At 52.9% G+C, this 17,840-nt stretch carries 17 protein-coding genes and 1 riboswitch; of the genes, 6 read left to right on the top strand and 11 right to left on the bottom strand.

The annotated features are described in order from the left end of the window. Positions 1–54 precede the first annotated feature (54 nt). Entirely contained in the window at positions 55–879 is an 825-nt protein-coding gene (gene ccsA, locus QW71_RS29900; RefSeq protein WP_039308088.1) for a cytochrome c biogenesis protein CcsA, read from the bottom strand. A 5-nt stretch (positions 880–884) separates the two neighbouring features. Beyond that, positions 885–2,276 (bottom strand): glutamyl-tRNA reductase, encoded by a 1,392-nt coding sequence (gene hemA / locus QW71_RS29895; protein WP_039308086.1) that lies wholly within the window; start codon positions 2,274–2,276, stop codon positions 885–887. 411 nt (positions 2,277–2,687) lie between these two features. After that, positions 2,688–2,790: riboswitch (purine riboswitch) on the top strand. 118 nt (positions 2,791–2,908) lie between these two features. Here hemA and QW71_RS29890 point away from each other — a divergent pair. Genes QW71_RS29890 through hpt form a run of 3 tightly spaced genes read left to right on the top strand, consistent with a single transcriptional unit; the run spans position 2,909 to position 5,599 of the window. Beyond that, positions 2,909–3,469, top strand: coding sequence for a phosphoribosyltransferase (locus tag QW71_RS29890; protein ID WP_039308084.1), 561 nt, complete (start codon positions 2,909–2,911; stop codon positions 3,467–3,469). Positions 3,470–3,526: 57 nt separating this feature from the next. After that, entirely contained in the window at positions 3,527–5,041 is a 1,515-nt protein-coding gene (locus QW71_RS29885) for an IMP dehydrogenase (RefSeq protein WP_039308082.1), read from the top strand. A gap of 30 nt (positions 5,042–5,071) precedes the next feature. Further along, positions 5,072–5,599, top strand: a complete 528-nt coding sequence (hpt, locus tag QW71_RS29880) for a hypoxanthine phosphoribosyltransferase (RefSeq protein ID WP_039308079.1) — start codon at positions 5,072–5,074, stop codon at positions 5,597–5,599. Between the two features lie 57 nt (positions 5,600–5,656). Here hpt and QW71_RS41070 read toward each other — a convergent pair whose 3' ends face one another. From QW71_RS41070 to QW71_RS29845, 7 genes are all read right to left on the bottom strand, one after another. Next, on the bottom strand, positions 5,657–6,013 hold the full coding sequence (locus QW71_RS41070; RefSeq protein ID WP_039308078.1) for a substrate-binding domain-containing protein: 357 nt from the start codon (positions 6,011–6,013) through the stop codon (positions 5,657–5,659). A 348-nt stretch (positions 6,014–6,361) separates the two neighbouring features. Continuing rightward, positions 6,362–7,633: a glycoside hydrolase family 125 protein gene (locus QW71_RS29870; RefSeq protein ID WP_039308075.1), complete on the bottom strand. Its 1,272-nt coding sequence runs from the start codon at positions 7,631–7,633 to the stop codon at positions 6,362–6,364. Between the two features lie 37 nt (positions 7,634–7,670). Beyond that, complete coding sequence (locus tag QW71_RS29865; protein ID WP_039308073.1) at positions 7,671–8,516, bottom strand: carbohydrate ABC transporter permease; 846 nt, start codon at positions 8,514–8,516, stop codon at positions 7,671–7,673. Continuing rightward, positions 8,516–9,391 carry a carbohydrate ABC transporter permease gene (locus QW71_RS29860; RefSeq protein WP_039308071.1) on the bottom strand — a complete coding sequence of 292 codons (876 nt, stop codon included), beginning with the start codon at positions 9,389–9,391 and terminating at the stop codon, positions 8,516–8,518. The genes QW71_RS29865 and QW71_RS29860 overlap by 1 nt, the downstream gene beginning before the upstream one ends. 114 nt (positions 9,392–9,505) lie before the next feature. Next, complete coding sequence (locus QW71_RS29855) at positions 9,506–10,783, bottom strand: ABC transporter substrate-binding protein (RefSeq protein WP_039308069.1); 1,278 nt, start codon at positions 10,781–10,783, stop codon at positions 9,506–9,508. Between the two features lie 95 nt (positions 10,784–10,878). Further along, positions 10,879–12,654 carry an L-fucose isomerase gene (locus QW71_RS29850; protein WP_200905990.1) on the bottom strand — a complete coding sequence of 592 codons (1,776 nt, stop codon included), beginning with the start codon at positions 12,652–12,654 and terminating at the stop codon, positions 10,879–10,881. 36 nt (positions 12,655–12,690) lie between these two features. Next, the gene (locus tag QW71_RS29845) at positions 12,691–13,896 is read right to left on the bottom strand and encodes an ROK family protein (protein WP_039308063.1); all 1,206 of its coding nucleotides are present in this window, start codon (positions 13,894–13,896) and stop codon (positions 12,691–12,693) included. Between the two features lie 162 nt (positions 13,897–14,058). On the opposite strand from QW71_RS29845, the gene QW71_RS29840 reads away from it, so the two are divergent. From QW71_RS29840 to QW71_RS29830, 3 genes are read left to right on the top strand one after another with little or no spacing between them, the layout of a single operon-like run. Then, positions 14,059–15,222 carry a hypothetical protein gene (locus QW71_RS29840; RefSeq protein WP_039308060.1) on the top strand — a complete coding sequence of 388 codons (1,164 nt, stop codon included), beginning with the start codon at positions 14,059–14,061 and terminating at the stop codon, positions 15,220–15,222. 13 nt (positions 15,223–15,235) lie between these two features. Then, positions 15,236–16,186 carry a ribokinase gene (locus QW71_RS29835; protein ID WP_039308057.1) on the top strand — a complete coding sequence of 317 codons (951 nt, stop codon included), beginning with the start codon at positions 15,236–15,238 and terminating at the stop codon, positions 16,184–16,186. Then, a complete protein-coding gene (locus tag QW71_RS29830; protein ID WP_039308054.1) occupies positions 16,183–16,836 on the top strand; it encodes a ribulose-phosphate 3-epimerase in 654 nt (217 codons plus the stop codon). Before QW71_RS29835 ends, QW71_RS29830 begins: the two co-directional genes overlap by 4 nt. Positions 16,837–16,990: 154 nt before the next feature. Here the strand turns inward: QW71_RS29830 and QW71_RS29825 are convergent, their stop codons facing one another. Further along, a complete protein-coding gene (locus QW71_RS29825; RefSeq protein ID WP_039308051.1) occupies positions 16,991–17,257 on the bottom strand; it encodes a hypothetical protein in 267 nt (88 codons plus the stop codon). Between the two features lie 138 nt (positions 17,258–17,395). After that, on the bottom strand, positions 17,396–17,728 hold the full coding sequence (locus QW71_RS29820; RefSeq protein ID WP_039308048.1) for a DUF3139 domain-containing protein: 333 nt from the start codon (positions 17,726–17,728) through the stop codon (positions 17,396–17,398). Between the last annotated feature and the right edge of the window lie 112 nt (positions 17,729–17,840).

The raw sequence follows: 17,840 nt of genomic DNA, 5'->3' as shown, positions 1-17,840 counted from the left end.
GCACTTCAGCACACTAGCCACCTCTGCACTCCAGCACCTGGCTTACCAGACCTACTACCCGCCCCAGCCATGGAACTCAGACCATGAATTCAGCAGGAAATTAAGAATGATAAAGCCATAGCCGGTGATCGCCCAGCGTGCCATCGCAGTGCCGCTTCTGCGGCCGGAAACCTTCAGTACTATATAGAGTATGTAGACTCCGAGGCCGATAAGCGTAGTCAGCACCTTTAAATCCTGGAACAGCGGCGTCCGCCCTTCCGCAATAATCGACAAGCCTGCCAGAATAAGCGAGGCCAGCAGCAGCGGCACACCGGCAAGGATAGCAGTATACGAATATTTGTCCATTGTCTCCAGGCTTGGGAGCCTGCGGACACGGTCATCCCACTTCTTATTCTTAAGCTTGGTATGCAGAAACAAATACATTATCGCAAATACGGTCCCCAGTGTCAGTGCGGCAAAGCTCAAATTGGCCAAAATCACATGCATCGCCAGCCAGCCGTGCACCGCACTCCAGCTCTGCAAGGCATGATCCTCTGCGGTCAGCCATACCCGGTTCAGCAGAAAGACGCTGAACCCTGCCATGCTGAGCAGCAGAATCGTAAACTCGCCGCCCCGCGTGTACGCAACGGCAAGTGAGATCACCACCATACTGAAGGAGAACCAGAACAGGAAGTCATACGGTGTGAAGATCGGCAGGCCGCCCTCCTGCGAGAAGCGGATCGCCAGCCCCGCGAGCTGCAGCAGGCCCACAACAGCAAGAAGCCCTGTGCCCAGCCGCTTTCCGCCCGGATTGCGCCGAAGGCAATCCGAGAAAACAAACAGCAGGCTCAGGGCATATAGCAGCAGAGCGGCATCATATATTCCGTTCAGCAGTTGCATGTCGCTCACCCGCCCAGCAGGCCGGCCGGAGCAAACACCGTCCCCGGCACCGCGAACTTTCCGCCGGAGGATACTTCAGCAGGCGCCTCCTCAACCGGTACAGCACTACGGTCATCCGGACCCGGGTCCAGCTGCTCCTGCAGTGCAAAAATCTGGGTGAAGTACTCCAGAGCTTCATTCCCCTGCTTCCCGCCGGACAACTCCTTGATGACATTAATCGGATCATGCATCATCTGGTTCACAATACTTTTGGTCAAGCGGCGGATGACTTTACGCTGATGCTCATCCAGTTCAGGCAGCTTGTTGAACAGACTGTCCATCGTTTCTTCATAAATCCCGTTCGACTTGTCCTGCAGCGCACGGATCACCGGTCTGACACCGAGCGTCTTCAGCCACAGCTGGAATTCATCCATTGCCTCACTGATCATCACTTCAATCTTGGCCGCTTCACTGCGGCGCATTTCCAGATTGCTCTCCACAATGCCTTCCAGATCATCGATATCATAGAGGAAGACATCCGGTACGCTTGCCGCAGCCGGATCAATATCACGGGGAACGGCAATGTCGATCATGAACAGCGGCCGTGACGGCCGGCGCTTCATCCCTTCAGCCACTTGGGCAGCCGTCAGCACATAACCGTCCGCTCCCGTGGAGCTGATGACAATATCCACTTCATCCAGACGCTTCAGTGCTTCCTCAATCGTACTTGGCTTGCCCGAGAACTTCTCGGCCAGCTCCACCGCCCGGGACAACGTCCGGTTCGCGACGATAACCTCAGCCGCGCCGCTGCTGTACAGATGCTTCACCGTCAGCTCGCTCATTTTGCCGGCGCCGAGAATGAGCACTCTTTTGCCGGTAAACATCCCAAAGATCCGCTTGCCCAGCTCCACCGCTGCATAACTGACCGAAACCGCACTTTCGCCGATCGAAGTCTCGCTATGCGCACGTTTGCCGAGTGTCACGGCCTGCTTGAACAGCCGGTTGAACCACGTTCCGGTTACGCCCTCCGCCTGGGCAGTCAAAAAAGCACTGCGTACCTGTCCCAGGATCTGCGTCTCGCCGATCACCATGGAATCCAGGCCGCAGGTTACACGCAGCAGGTGGGCAATCGCCTGCTCGTCTTCATATATATACATATGCTGCGCAAATACATCACTTTTCACACCGAACCACTGCTCCATGTAGCTGCGGATGAAATATCCGCACATATGAAGGCGGTCCACGACCACATAAATTTCCGTCCGGTTACAGGTGGCGACTACGACCCCTTCCAGAACGCTCTTCGTCTGCATCAGCTGATGAAGCGCAGCAGGCAGATCCTTCTCGGCAAAAGCGAACTGTTCTCTCACCTCTACGGGAGCCGTACGGTAATTCAGGCCAACGACGACAATATGCATCGCTTGTTCACCATCCTAATCTCTATTCATTGGTGTAGGCACTGTTACTGCTTGTTAGCATGTATTAGTATCAATTTCACAAGATCTCAAATCGCTGTGTTAAGTATATCACATCAAAATACGGCTTTTTACAAAACCTTTGAACTATTTATGAATTCCAGATAATAATTATTATAAATAAAAATCCGCCAAAGCACCATGCTTTAGAATGGGTTATTTAGAGTTTTTTTATGAATCCGCAGGTTATCTGTATAATCCAAACACGTTAATGTAACCTTATATAACATAAAAACAAAATATTGACACACATTATTGCGGATGATAGCATATAACAAATCATACGCGTAATATTATATAACACAAATATTGAAAACAATCATTCAGAAACCATCCGAGTCAATAATATGTCAGATTCTCTAATTAAACATCTCTTGTATAAGCTCGTTAATTTGGAATGAGCGTATCTACAGGCAACCGTAAATTGCCCCAGGCTACAAGAGGCCAGACAAGACAATGGAGCAACCAGTGAAGGGAACTCGGCTATGCCCGTCTTCTCCTCCTGACGTACCTGTCTTGTCCTGCGCCTCTTGGTCCTGGGGTTTTTGGCATCTATAATAGAAGGAGTGAGGGCAATGAGTGCATCCTACGCACGGTTAAGTGAATCGATCAGCCAAGCCAAGAATGTGAGGATCTACAAAAATAAAGATACAGCCTATGACTTTAAGCTATACCCTTTTGGAGAACGCGGAACCTACATCACCCCTGAGCTGATCAGTGAGATTACCGATAGTCTGGCAGAGGCCGTTACGGAACAATTCCCGGATTTCGATTACATCGTATCGCCTGAACCGGGCGGGCATACCTGGGGCATGCTTGCGGCCTACAAGCTGATGAAGCCGATGAATATCCTGCGCCTCAGCACAGAGCTGTATGAGAATTACGAGGTCAGCATCAAACGCGAAACGGCGTATAACGAGAATTATATTTATTTTGACGGATTCTCCGCCGGTGACCGGGTGCTGCTGCTGGATGATGTGATCAGTTCAGGCGCTACCATCCGCTGCATCGCTGAGCAAATGTCCGTTATGGGCATTGAGCTTGTCGGTGTGCAGGCAATTCTGGCCAAAGGGGAACACTACAAGCAGCTGGAAACGGACATTGGAGTGCCGGTACGGTTTCTATCCAAGGTATGAAGTGTATAGAACTACAATTGCAGAATTGATGAAACTATAGCAGGGGAGTGACAAGCCATGGCTTATTATTATGAGCAGCCTTCAAGAACCTTCAGTGAGTTCCTGCTGGTGCCCAGTCTAACCACCAAAGAGTGCATCCCGGGGAATGTCGATCTCCGGACGCCAGTAACCAAATTCCGCAAGGGCGAGACTCCGGCGCTGACCATGAATCTGCCCGTTACCTCAGCGGTCATGCAGGCCGTATCCGACCATAACATGGCGATTGCCCTGGCCAAAAGCGGCGGCATCTCCTTCATCTATGGCTCGCAGTCTATCGAGCAGCAGGTCGAGATGGTCCGCCGGGTCAAAAAGTTCAAAGCCGGCTTCGTCCTCAGCGACTCCAATCTGAAGCCGGAGGATACACTGCAGGATGTACTAGCGCTGAAAGCGCGCAGCGGCCACTCCACCATTGCCATTACGGACAACGGGGAACCGACAGGCAAGCTGATGGGCATTGTCACAAGCCGAGATTACCGCGAGAACCGTCTGCCGCCGGAGTGCCCGATTACTGAATTTATGACGCCGTTATCTTCACTAATCTATGCCGAAGAAGGCATCACCCTAACCGAAGCCAATGATATGATCTGGGATCATAAGCTGAACTGCCTGCCGATTGTTAATGCCAGCGGCCATCTCGTCCACCTTGTGTTCCGCAAGGATTATGACAGCCATCAGGAGTATCCGCTGGAGCTGCATGATGACAACAAACAGCTCATTGTCGGCGCGGGTATCAACTCCCGGGATTACAAGGAGCGCGTGCCGGCGCTGGTGGAAGCCGGGGCAGATGTCCTATGCATTGATTCCTCTGACGGTTATTCCGAATGGCAGGCCGAAACCATCCATTATATTAAGGATACTTTCGGGGAGAAAGTGAAGGTTGGGGCAGGCAATGTCGTCGACAAGGAAGGTTTCCTGTACCTCGTAGAAGCCGGGGCGGATTTCATCAAAGTCGGCATCGGCGGCGGTTCCATCTGTATTACCCGGGAGCAAAAAGGGATCGGACGCGGCCAGGCCTCCTCCGTCATTGAAGTCGCGGCCGCCCGCCAGGAATATTACGAGCAGACCGGCATCTATGTCCCGATCTGTTCCGATGGCGGGATTGTCCATGATTATCATATTGTGCTGGCGCTGGCGATGGGAGCTGACTTCGTGATGCTGGGCCGCTATTTTGCCAGATTCGATGAAAGCCCCGGACGCAAGCTGCTGGTCGGCGGGAACTTCGTTAAGGAATATTGGGGTGAGGGGTCGAGCCGCGCCCGCAACTGGCAGCGTTATGACTTCGGCAATGCCGACAAAGAGAGCAAGCTGGAGTTCGAGGAAGGCGTGGATTCCTTCATTCCCTACGCAGGCCGGCTCAAGGATAATCTGGATCTCAGCATCAGCAAAATCAAATCAACCATGTGCAACTGCGGCTCACTGACCATCCCGGCACTGCAGAAGCAGGCGAAGATAACACTGGTTTCCTCCACAACCATCTTTGAAGGAGGCGCACATGATGTTATGCTGAAGGAAAAGGACAGATCATCCTCCTGATCACATCCTAATCCATAAGGAGCGTCAACCATGACACAAATTACCAAAGTTCTGGTCAGCAAGGACCAGCTGCAGCAAAGAGTCAGAGAACTGGGCGCTGAAATATCGCGTGACTATGAAGGCAAAGAGCTTGTACTAATCGGTATTCTCAAGGGCGGCGCTGTATTCATGTCCGATCTGATGCGCGAAATCACCCTCCCGGTCGGCATTGATTACATGTCGGTGTCCAGTTACGGGGCAAGCTCCACTTCCTCCGGAGTGATCACGATCAAGAAGGATATCGATACCGATATCCGCGGCAAACATGTGCTGCTCGTCGAAGATCTGATCGACACCGGCCTGACTCTGCAGCATCTGAGGCAGCTGTTCGCCCTGCGCGAAGCTGCAAGTGTCCGTATCTGTACTATTCTAAGCAAACCTTCCCGCCGCCTGGTCGAAGTTCCGGTCGAATACTGCGGCATTGACATTCCCGACGAATTCGTTGTCGGCTATGGTCTGGATTACGCCGAGCAGTTCCGCAATCTTCCTGAGGTGTGGATTGTGGAGACGGGCGATTAAACTAGGATTAAGAAACCGTCAATTCTCCTATAGCTGGAGAATTGACGGTTTCTTTGTTCAGCAGAGAGATGGTTCCGCAACCGTCTCCCCTGTCAGAAACGGTCCCAGCAGCCGGATTTGCTCATAAGGTGCCAGCGGATTGGCAATCCGCCGCAGCATCAGCTCAGCCGCCCGCTCCCCTGCCTCCTGGACCAGCAGCGCCGGGCGCGACAAGCCGGGACAAGCCTCCAGTTCCCCATGCTCCATCGCAACAATTGATAACTGCTCCGGAATATTAAGTCCCAATTCCTGCACCTTCCGCAGAATGGGCCAGGCTTGTCCAATCCCCTGAAAGACGCTGTAATCCTTGAAGGCGATCTGCAGGCCGTACATTGGCTTAAAGGCAAACAGGATATACCATAATACAAAAGGCACGAGGATCGCATACAGGAACCAATCCCTGCGCAGCGTCTTCCCAAGGCCCCCGGTCTTGACCGGCAGCGCCGGCAGGCCGTTCTGACTCTCTTAATCCGAAGCTTCATCTCTCTTCTCTTCCTTCCTCAGGCTGCCTTAGCGGCTGCCGCTGTCGTATCTTCATTATAAGGAGCGGCCCCGGGCCCATAAGGCAAAATCCGATTGTGAGTGAAGGATATTCAACTGGTTTGGCATGGGCTTTACTGCTGTAATCCACGGGCAAAAGCCTTCCGGAATGCACAGTAGGCATTTCAGAAGGCTATTGGATACTGCTTGCGCAGAGTTTATTCATTTGTCCGTTATACGCTTCTACAGGGAATCCAGCCACTCCGTGACGAATTGCCCGAACAGGCTGTTCGCCCAGCCGAACCATTCCCGCGTGAACACCTCCGGCCGGTCAGGGTCAAAGCTCTCATGCATCAGCCCGGTGCCGCCCGTGGTGGCCGCAAGCTGGCTGAGCAGTCCCTTCTTCTCCTCCGGGTCTGTGGCTGTCAAGCCCTGCATAATCAGTCCAATCGGCCAGATATAGCCGGCCCGTGTATGCGGGCTGCCGATTCCCCGGGCGTAAGCTCCGGCATAATAGCAGGGATTACCGCCGCTAAGCACGAAGGCACGCGTTCTCTGGTACATCGGATCTTCCTTCGGCCGGTAGCCCAGATACGGAATGGACAGCAGGCTCGGCACATTGGCGTCATCCATCAGATTATAATTCCCGTAACCGTCCGTCTCATAGGCATAGATGGCTCCGAATTCCGGATGGAGGTACACGCCGTAATTTTCGATGCCGAATTCAATCTCCAGCTTGAGCCTGCGGGCTGCAATAGCCAGTTCACTGTCGCTATAGAAGTCCTCAGCATACCGCCCCACATGCTCCAGAATCACCGCCGCGAACATATTGGCCGGAATAAGATAGCCGTATTTGCAGGCATCGTCGCTTGGCCGGAAGCCTGACCAGACCATGCCGGTGAAGTTGGTCCGCGTGCCGCGCCCGTCAAAGGGAAGCGTATCCGAGGGCAGCGTAACCTCCGTGCGCTCGAAGGAATAGTCCGACCTTGAATCATGCTGCTGCTCCGTCTTCATCGTCGCGACAATCGTCTTCAGCATGCTGTGGACGGTTTCGTCAAATATACTGCCATCCCCGGTAGCCGACCAGTAATCCTGCAGCAGCTGAACCGGATAACATAAGGAATCCAGCTCGTATTTGCGCTCCCAGATCCACGGTCCCATGCGGGTGAGATCCTGCTGATGTCCGGCACCGCTGTCTTCTTTGTTAAAAGCGTTGGCATACGGGTCCAGCAGCAGGTACCTGGCCTGTCGCATCACGAGGCCTCTGATCATGCCCGCCAGCTCCGCATCCTCAGCTGCCAGCTGTATATAAGGTCTGACCTGGGCTGAGGAGTCCCTTAACCACATCGCCGGGATATCCCCGGTGATCATGAAGGTCGTCCCGTCCTCCAGGCGCTCGATTGTCGTCTCCAGGGTATTGCTGTAGCACTGCTTGAATAAGGGTATCAGTTCCGGCTGTACGCTTTCCAGGCGGGCCGCTATATGGGCCACCTTATCGGTAATTGAACGATACATCTGTCTCCCCGCTTTCTCTTTCCGTTCTTTCCGTCATTCAGCCTTTCACCGCACCTGCGGCAATGCCTTTGACAATATGCTTCTGCATGAATACATAGAAGATTACGATCGGTATCGTCGAGATTACAAACCCTGCCATGATCAGATTCCACTGCTGGTTGTAGTTGCCGTAGAAATATTGCTGGGACAAGGGAATCGTCATCGGCTTGTGGTTGCCGTAGACGAGAAAGGCGACCAGGAACTCGCCCCATGCCCAGAGCGCGTTCAGCACGGCCACCGTTGCCGTAATCGGCTTCATCAGCGGAAAGACCACGCGGAAGAACATTTGCAGATTGCCGCAGCCGTCGATGGCCGCCGCTTCTTCAATCTCTGTCGACATGGTCTGCACGTAGCTTCTGTAGAGGAAGATCGGCACCGGCATCCCGAGGGCGATATAGATGAGCACCAGCCCCAGCGGACTTCCTGTGAAGTGGAGCTGGCGGGCGATGACAATCAGTGCCACCATATACACCTGAAACGGGACGAACAGGGTGGTCAGGAAGACCAGCATCACCCCTCTGGAGAACTTGCTTTTCCAGCGGGCCAGCGAATATCCGGCAAGTGAGGACACCAGGACGGTAAGCGCCGTGGTGCAGACAACAATCACGATGCTGAACCACAGCGAGGAGAGGAAATCATTATTGGTCAGAATCGTCGCGTAGTTGGCAAAGTTTATTTTGGAAGGCAGCGCAACGGTCGAGATCAGCATCTCCGGCTTGGTCTTGAAGGAATTCAACACCACTATATAGATGGGAGCAAAGAACAGCAGGGCGAAGAACCAGATCAGCACATTCATCGCGATTACCCGCGGGCCAGCCTTTTTATGCTTAACGGGAGACTTCATCAGATCTTCTCCTCCCTTGATTTCATGATTCTTGTCAGAACCAGGGTTATCACCGCAATCAGAATGAAGAAAATAGTCGATTGTGCCGTAGCCAGCCCGGTCTGATTGGCGTTGAAGGCCGTATTGTAAATTTTCAGCACCATGGTCATAGAGGCGCCGGCCGGACCGCCGGAGGTCATGGTGAACGGCAGCTCGAACACCTTAATGTGTGAGGCGGTAGAAAGAATCAGGCACATGACGATAATGGGCGAGATCAGCGGAAGCTTGATTTTGAATAAAATATCCCGGGGCCTCGCGCCGTCAATCTTCGCCGCTTCCATCAGCTCATCCGATATGCCCTGCAGGGCTGCCAGATAGATAATCATATAATATCCGGCACTGTTCCATATGGCCGTAAGTGCCAGCGCGAAAAGAACGATATTGGAATTCCCCAGAATCGACCCGCGCCAGGCATCGGGAAGCTGCAGGAAGGAGATCAGGTCGGGAATCGCATCGCTGTACACGAAGGACCACACATAGCCTACCACCAGGAGGCTCATAATGTTGGGAATGAAGAACAGGGAGCGGAGGAAATTGCGTCCCTTCAGCTTAGCATCCAGAAGCAGCGCCAAACCCAGGGACAGAAAATTGCCGAAAATAACGGCCGTAGCGGTAAAAATCAGCGTGGCGTAAATCGTCTGCCTGAAGCTGCTGTCCATAATCGCTTCCTTGTAATTCTGCAATCCCACAAAGTGGTTGCTGCTCCTCATGCCATAGGCATCGGTGAAGGACAGCATCAGGCTCTGTACAACAGGGATGATAAAGAAGACGGTAAACAGTGTCAGCGCCGGCAGCAGGATCAGGAAGAAAAAGAAGTTTTTCCTTTTAGTTCTCATAACACGCTTCCCTCCTTTTTCAACAAGCTTAAACCGGGGACCCCAACGAATCTGATAGAGAAAACGGATATTCCGCAGCTTGTGGCGGCTATGGAATATCCGTACAGAATGCTGTTAATTGTTCTGCTCAATCTCCAGAGCTTTATCCCAGGCGGTATCCAAATCGGCGGAAAGCTTGGCCCAATCGGTTTTGCCCAGCATATATTTCGAGAAATCCTCCCAGAGCTTGTCGGTAAATACCGATCTCAGCACTCTGTCGCCATATGGCGTGAACTGTCCGTTGGAGATATATTCGTTGATGTCGGCGGCAATCGGATCGTAATCCACGTTCACACCGTTTACTGTGGAGGACACCTTGACCGTCTCGGACCAGATGGTTCCCGCCGTCTCTGTCGTCATGAACTCCAGGAATTTCTTGGCTTCAGCGGTGTGCTTGCTGTCTTTGGCAACCGAGAGCGAGGTGTCAGGGAAGACCAGTAGCTTAGCATCCTTCGGGTCCTCGGAAACAGGGAAGGCCATCAGGCCGATATCAGCATCCGGTCCAACCTGGCGAATCGGTTCAAGCGCCCAGGAGCCGTTGCCGTAGAACGCCGCTTTTCCTTGCGCCAGCATGGCATTGGAGTCATCATAACTGAGGTTGAAGGCATTCTGGGTGTCGCTGTAACCGTATACATAATCCTTGTGCAGATCAAAGGCCAGCTTCCAGTCCGGATCGGCGGCGATTTGGATGCTTCCGCTGTCTCTATCCTTGGACCAGTCGGGATTCTTCCCGAATACCGTTTCCGAGAACAAGGCGATCAGCGGCATGTAGGCGACGGATAAATCCTTCGCTCCGGTAGCAAAAGCAGGGATTCCTTTGGCCTTGAGGGCTTCGGAGACAGCCTTCAGCTCAGACAGGGTTCTGGGAACCTCAAGACCATTGTCAGCCAGCAGCGTCTTGTTGTAATAGAATCCAATGTAACCATTGTCGATCGGCATCGCGTACACCTTGCCGTCATAAATGGTATTCGCGGCGGAAACGCTGTCATTATTCAGGTTGGACAAAAAACTCTCCCCTGTTAAATCCAGCAGATATTCCGGCTCGATTTCCTTCATCCAGGTGACCAGATCCGGCATTTCATTGGAGGCGATTCTTGCTCTTAGCGTCGTTTTCAGCTGGTCGGAGCTCATCGATTGCAGATCAATGGTAATATTCGGGTTCTCGTCCTGGAACTTCTCTATAATCTGATTGAACGCGTCCTGACCGGCCTGCTCCTGCTTCAGTGACATCAGCTGTAAAGTGACTTTTTCCGTGGAACCGCTTCCTTCGTCACCTGTGTTGTTATCTCCGCAGCCAACCAGCGCTGCCGATACCAGCACAACCGACAATAATACCGAGGCAATCTTTCTCATGATGAAATACCCTCCCTTTTTGTGGACAGCTTGTTGTATGTGAAGATCCGGGAGGCTGGCCAAACGTCCCGGGCCAAGCACAACGCATGTAAGTCTTACCTGCCGTATAAGGGGCCATAAGCGGCGCAGGCCCGGTAATCCATTCCTGTAGAGCTGTCTTCAATGCCAAAAGCCTGCCAGGCGCTTGGCCGGAAGAGCTGCTCTTCCGGCACATTATGCATGCTAACCGGAATCCTCAGCATGGATGCGAGCGTAATCAAATCACTGCCGGTATGCCCGTAGCTGAAGGAGCCGTGATTCGCCCCCCAGGAATTCATGACGGTGTATACATCGCGGAACGCGCCTGTTCCGGTCAGTTCAGGGATGAACCAGGCCGTCGGCCAGGCCGGATCGGTCCGGTCATCGAGTGCCCGGTGCATCTCCTCAGGCAGCTCTATAGTATAGCCTTGGGCAATCTGCAGTACTGGACCCAGGCCCTTAATCAGATTAATCCGGGACAGGGTAACCGGCATTCCGCCCTTCGACAGCAGGCGGCTGGAGTACCCGCCGCCGCGGAAATATCCCCGGTGTGCAGGATGCCAGGAGGTCGCCTGAAGACAGCGCAGCATCTCCTCTTCTTGAATATCCCAGAACGGCTTCATGGCAGGCTTGCCGTCCGCCTGCTGCTCACCGCTGCTGTCAAGCGCCACGGATCCGGAATTTTTAAAATGGATGACACCGCCAGCCGCCGCGCCCTGCGGTCTGGTTCCGGTCACCCGCTCGATGGCCTCCGCGCTCCAGAAGGTACGGATATCTACGAAGGCCTGGGCGGTATGGGTAAGCAAATGGCCGAACAGCATGGAGACGGCATTGAGGCTGTCATTCTCCGTGGCCACAACGTAGGCTTGTCTGATTCCGTTCCAGTCAAAGGAGCTGTTCAGAATCGCTTCGGAGAAGTCGCCGTTGGGCAAATAATCATTCCAATGGCGCTGGCCCTGGAAGCCTGAGGCGATTGCCCCGTGCCCGAGCGCCTCCTCCGGGTAGCCCAGCTTCGCGAGTACCGGATTGCCGACCATCAGATCACGGATAATCAGCGTCATTTTGACAACAAACTCCCATACCTCATCCTTCTTCTCACGCGGAAACTGCGAATCCGGCTCATTGTAGTCTTCACCCTCCCGGCAATTGGCACGCGTCCAGGCAAGTGCCCGTTCATACTCTTCGGGATCATAGATACCGAGCTGGATTCTCCGGCTAATCTCACTCATATCCGCGTATTCATTGCGCATGCCCAGATAGCTCTGGAAGAAGTCCTCATTAACGATGGAGCCGGCGATGCCCATGCTTACCGAGCCAAGTGACAGGTACGCCTTGCCTCTCATTTCCGTTACGGCCAGAGCGCAGCGCGTGAACTGCAGCAGCTTAAGCTTCACATCCTCCGGAATGCCTGTGTCCTCCTTGTCCTGAACATCCCGGCCGTAGATTCCGAATACCGGCAGTCCTTTCTGGGCATGTGCCGACAGCGCCGCCGCCAGGTATACCGCTCCCGAGCGCTCCGAGCCGTTGAAGCCCCATATCGCCTTAGGCCGCTCAGGCACCATGTCAATCGTTTCGCTTCCGTAGGCCCAGCAAGGGGTCACGGAAATCGTTGCGCCTACATTCGCTATCCGGAAGCTCTCTTCCGTCCGCTGCGCTTCGGTTATGCTGGCAATACAGCCGTCTGCAATCACACATTCTACGGCTGAGCCGTCGGAATAGCGGAGATTCTCTTGAATCAATGCCGCCACGGCCCGGGCCATTTCCATGGTCTGTCCTTCGAGTACTTCTCTAACGCCGGCCACCCGCCCATCCACGATAGGACGAATACCTATAACGGTTCTGCTGTTTGCCATGCGTAATTCCTCCTTCATGCAGCCCTGATCCTGTTGTCAAACCTGCAGATTCAGCTGGGGCTTATGAAAAATGTGGTCGAATACCAGATAGCAGCCGCCCAGCGGATATTCTTCCTCTAGAAGCCTTCCTGCTGTGATGACCGGATTATCGATATGATATTTCAGATACTCAAGGGCCGTCTCCTGAATCGCCATAAACAAACCTGAACCCTCCAGATTAGAGCAGCCCCCGATGATGATATTAGGGATTTCAAACATTTCCACCATATTGGCAATCGCCGTGCCAATGTATTTGCCCGCTTCCGTCAGAATTTCACGGCAGACCGGGTCTCCCTCCTCCGCAAGCTGGACCAAATGCTCCAGCCTGATCCCCTGTTCCTCCGCAGGAAACAGTTGATCCGTCAGTGCCTTTGCCTCTTTGTATTTCTGAATCAGCGACAGCTCTCCGGCAAATACATTCAGACAGCCCTTGGGACCGCCGAAGCCCCGAGGACCGTTCACGTCAAGGATCATGTGCCCGATAAAGCCGGCATTGCCATTATTGCCTTCATATATATCGTTGTCGATAAAGATGGCACTGCCTATTCCAGAACGCAGACCGATATAGATGAAATCCTCATCCTGACCCGGCATATAGAACCGCTTCTCCACGAGCCCCATTAAATGAACATCATTGCGGATATAAACGGGAATGCCCAGCTTGTCCTCCAGTGCCTTCTTAATATCGACATTCCGCCAGCCTTGAATTCTCTCAATATACTTTGAGCTTCCGCTGTTGACATCAACCACTCCCGGAATACCCAGTCCAAGGCCTTCAATCTTCGACATATCTACAGCAGATTGCTGGATGAATGAATGAATCCGTTCCGGCAAATCGCGGATAATCTCTTCCGCCGAACTCTCCAGCGGATAATCGAAATGCCTGGAAGCCAGAATGGTTCCCTTTAGATTAGCGATGGCCATTCTGACCTGCGGGAATTCAAAGTCTGCGCCGACGGCATAATATGCATCAGCATTGGTGGTCAGCAGCGCGGCCGTTCTGCCGCCCGTGGATTCAGCACGGCCCCCCTTCATAATTACGTTTTCTTCCGTTAGCTCCTTAACCGAATTAATGACTGTCGGCCTGCTCAGGTTCGTTCTCTTCACAATGTCTTCCACCGCAACCGGCTCATAAGTCGTAATGCATTGCAGCACAAGATATTTATTGGCTAGCTTCAGAATCTTGGTATTGTTCTTTTCCAACTCGTCCACCCTCTTTATGCAAGCGCTTGATAAACATAGTATAGCAAGGGCGAAATCTTTTGTAAATATATTTTACATAACTATTTTGTTAATCTATTATTGAAAACTATTTGATTTATGTTACAATGAACTCAAAATCGCATACACAGGAAGGTGACACAGATGAATACCACTGAAACACTGGGGCATTTGGGCCAATTATCCCGGCGGCTGCTCACGGGCTGCCTTACTCCGGCGCATGACGGAACTCCTCTATTTACACCGGATGGAGTCGCGAGCTACAACGCTTTATGGGTGAGGGACTTTGCTTATATGGTGGAATATGCCGGTGAATATATCGCCGACCAGGATATTGAAAGGGCTATCATTTATATCATGAAGGGCCAGCGTGAAGACGGATGGATGCCGGACCGGATCTATGCCGACGGGACCGCGGTTTATGCGGCAGGCGAAGCCGGCAGTCCGGTGGGCCAGGCTAATCTGGATAATACCCCCTTCCTTGTATACGCGGTGTACCATTATCTGAACCGGTTGAACACCGAAGCCGCAGCAGACCTGTTCCTGCAGTGGGAGAAGCCGCTCAGCCGGGGGCTGGACATTATCCCGCTCAGCAGGAACGGGCTGGTGTATAACCACCCGGAGGATCTCCACTCCCCTTACGGCTTCACCGATACCATCGGCAAGACCGGCGAGCTCTTCATGGAATCGCTGCTCTTCTGGCGAAGCTGCAAGCATATGGAGGAACTGTCCAGCCGCTATGGCAGTAATGAAGCGGCTGCGAAATACCGGCGGCTTGCGGAGTCTGTTGAACAGAATATCGGAAGGCTGTACGACCGGGAACTGGGCGTTTTTGTTGCGGCCGGCAGGAATTGCCGCCAGGCGGATATCTGGGGCAATGCTTACCTGCTCTACATCGGCTTTCCAGCAGCACAGTACAGGGAACAACTGCTCGATTATCTTCAGCTTAATTACCAGAACTATGCCTACAAAGGCCAGATCCGCCATTTGCCGCAGGGTGAATACTGGGATCGCCTGCTGATTGAGGTTCCGCATGAGGAATATCAGAACGGGGCGTACTGGGCCACCGCCTCCGGCTGGATCATCTGGTGCCTCGCCCAGCGGGAAGGCTTGACCGCCGCCCTGGCCACCCGGGATGTCATCCGCAGCTTCAGCGAGGACGGCATCTTCGAATGCATCAATGAAGGCTATTCCAAACTGGACAGCTTTGTAGTAAGCGCAACCAATGTTTATGGGGCCGTCAAACGGCTGGTGGAGCAGGAACAGAACCCCGCCTACATCCAGGCAATTGAGGAAGTACAGAATTAAGGAGGGGAAGACCATGGAACGGGCCGAACGCGTGCTGGTGGTTGGCAGCTCAAATACGGACATTATAATGCATATCCCACGTAATCCCCGCAGCGGTGAATCCCTGATTATCCGGGACCAGTTCACCGGAATCGGCGGCAAAGGCTCCAACCGGGCCGTTGCCCTCTCAAGGCTTGGCGCCGATGTTCAGTTCTGCTGCAAGCTCGGCAGGGATGCCGGAGGCCGGGCCATCGCCCAGGCTTATGAACGGGAGCAATTGTCCACGGAACTCATTCTATATGATGAACAGCTTGGAACCGGCACTGCTTATGTGCTTATAGAGGAGAACGGCAGCAACACGATTCTTTCCTATATGGGCGCCAATGATTCCTTCAACCGCAGCGATATCTCCAGGCTGACCGCCCTGCTTCCCGGGTTCCAGTATTTGTCCCTGGAGCTGGAATGCAGTCTGGCCCTGATTGAAGAGCTGCTGCATAAGGCGGGACAGCTGGAGGTATGCACTATTGTCGATGCGGGTCCTGTAAGGGATATCCCCCTCAGCACCTTCCGCAGCGCATACATCCTGAGCCCCAATGAGACGGAAGCCGCCGGGCTGACGGGGATCGAGATCCTCAAGGAAGACGATGCCCGGCAGGCCTGCCGCAAGCTGCACGAAAGCGGCTGCCGCAATGTCCTGCTCAAACGCGGAGCCCGGGGCGCCCTGCTGTATGACGGAACCGAGTTCACCGGCTTCCCGGCCTGCCCCGCAGGCCGAGTGCTGGATACAACAGCGGCGGGCGACTGCTTCATGGCTGCACTGACCTACGCTTTGACACTTCATTTCACGCTGCCCCGGGCGGTTCAGTATGCCAATATTGCCGCGGGCATCTCGGTCACCCGCCAGGGAGCCTTGTCCTCCCTGCCTTGGCGTGACGAGGTTTCCGCTGCCTGTGCCCGGGCTGAACAGGAGGGTTATCTGCAATGAAGACCAAGCTGTCCTTATCAATTATGTGTGCCGATCCGCTCTATCTGGGTGAAGCGATCGAGGAAGCCGAGCATTCCGGCGCCGAATTCATCCATGCCGATGTCATGGACGGAAATTTCGTCAACAACATTACCCTTGGCTATGACCAGGTCAAGCGCATGGCAGAGGTCTCCAGGATTCCGGTGGAGGTCCATTTAATGGTCGGCAATCTGGAGAGCGCTCTGCCCGAGGTGCTGGCCACCGGCTGCACCCATGTGTCGTTCCATATCGAGGCTACGAATCATCCGGTCAAATATTTGCGCCAGATTCAGGCGGCAGGCAAACAGGCGGGCATCGCCCTCAATCCCCATGCTCCAGTTGAATTTCTGGACAATATCAAGGATTATCTGGATTATGTGCTTGTCATGACCGTGGAGCCGGGCTTTGCCGGACAGAAATTCCTGAACAACGCCGCGCCCAAAATCCGCAGCATCCGTGAAATCATCGGCGAAGATAAGGATATCGTCGTTGACGGCAACATCAGCACTGTCAATGCCCAGCTCTGCCAAAAGTACGGGGCGACCGTGTTTGTGCTAGGCACATCAGTGGCCTATACCAATCAGCATTTGAACCTGAAGGAGATCCGTGATTTCCGGGAGGCTTTGAAGTAGCGCAATCATGACGCTCCCATAGAGATGAATCCTGATCTACACTGTTTCATGAAGTCAAGCTTTCCATGAAACTTTTCAGTCCACAGCAAAACACCCGCAGCAGGAGATCCTCCATCTCCATACTGCGGGTGTTATTTGTTATCCTGCTTAACAGCTAGAAACTGCGGCTGTCCTGAACATGAATATAGTTAACGCCTTGTGCGGTCAGTTTAGAGCCGCTCGTATTCGCAACGCGGACTGCTTTTTTCCCTTTGCCGCTGAGGGAGAAACTGATATTATTAGCCAGCTTATTCTCCACAATCTGTTCCAGTGCACTATGGTATCCCCCGATTGTTATTCCCTCCAGGTTCTCCAACACCGGTTCTTTGCCCTCTTCAATCGTCTTGAGAATTTGATAGATCAACGACTTGCTTCCGTCCATCTTCCATTCGCCTCCCGGGTCTATTGTGAGCGTTTACATTTCTTTCAGCTGCGTACACAAAGTGAATACTTTTGTATATGTATGTCTTATTCGACAATGTATACCCATTACCTCTTATGGAAAAGCGGAAAAGGTTGTTCAATAGTATGTTTCGTCCATATGTTTCCCGTACAGGCTGGACGTTCCGACAAGTCTGAATTCCCCATTTACTTTGGCATACGTATAGTTCACATCAGGCTCATCTTTGAACAGTACATCTGCATCATAGTCGCCCGATTTGAAGCTGTAGCCTCCCCGGATTTCCTGAATATTTGCAACCGGGTACGATCTTGTATGAACAAGATATTCTTTCACTTCACTAGCGATCTGACTTTTCTTATGAGGTAATCCGGTAAGCGAGAAATATATCCCCCCGGCCAATATAGTCATTACCACTAACACAATAATTGAAATCCGGTTTTTAAATCTCAAAGGATAGCCTCCGTTACAAATTAGATTTTTAAAATGGATTAAAATAACATATTTTTACATCCGACTCTATTTTAGCATAATAACATCAAAAAAAGCACCGGTTAAGGTGCTC

This window comes from Paenibacillus sp. IHB B 3415 (assembly GCF_000802655.2).
GTDB lineage: Bacteria > Bacillota > Bacilli > Paenibacillales > Paenibacillaceae > Paenibacillus_AQ > Paenibacillus_AQ phytohabitans.
This window is presented reverse-complemented; position numbering and strand designations above follow the sequence as displayed.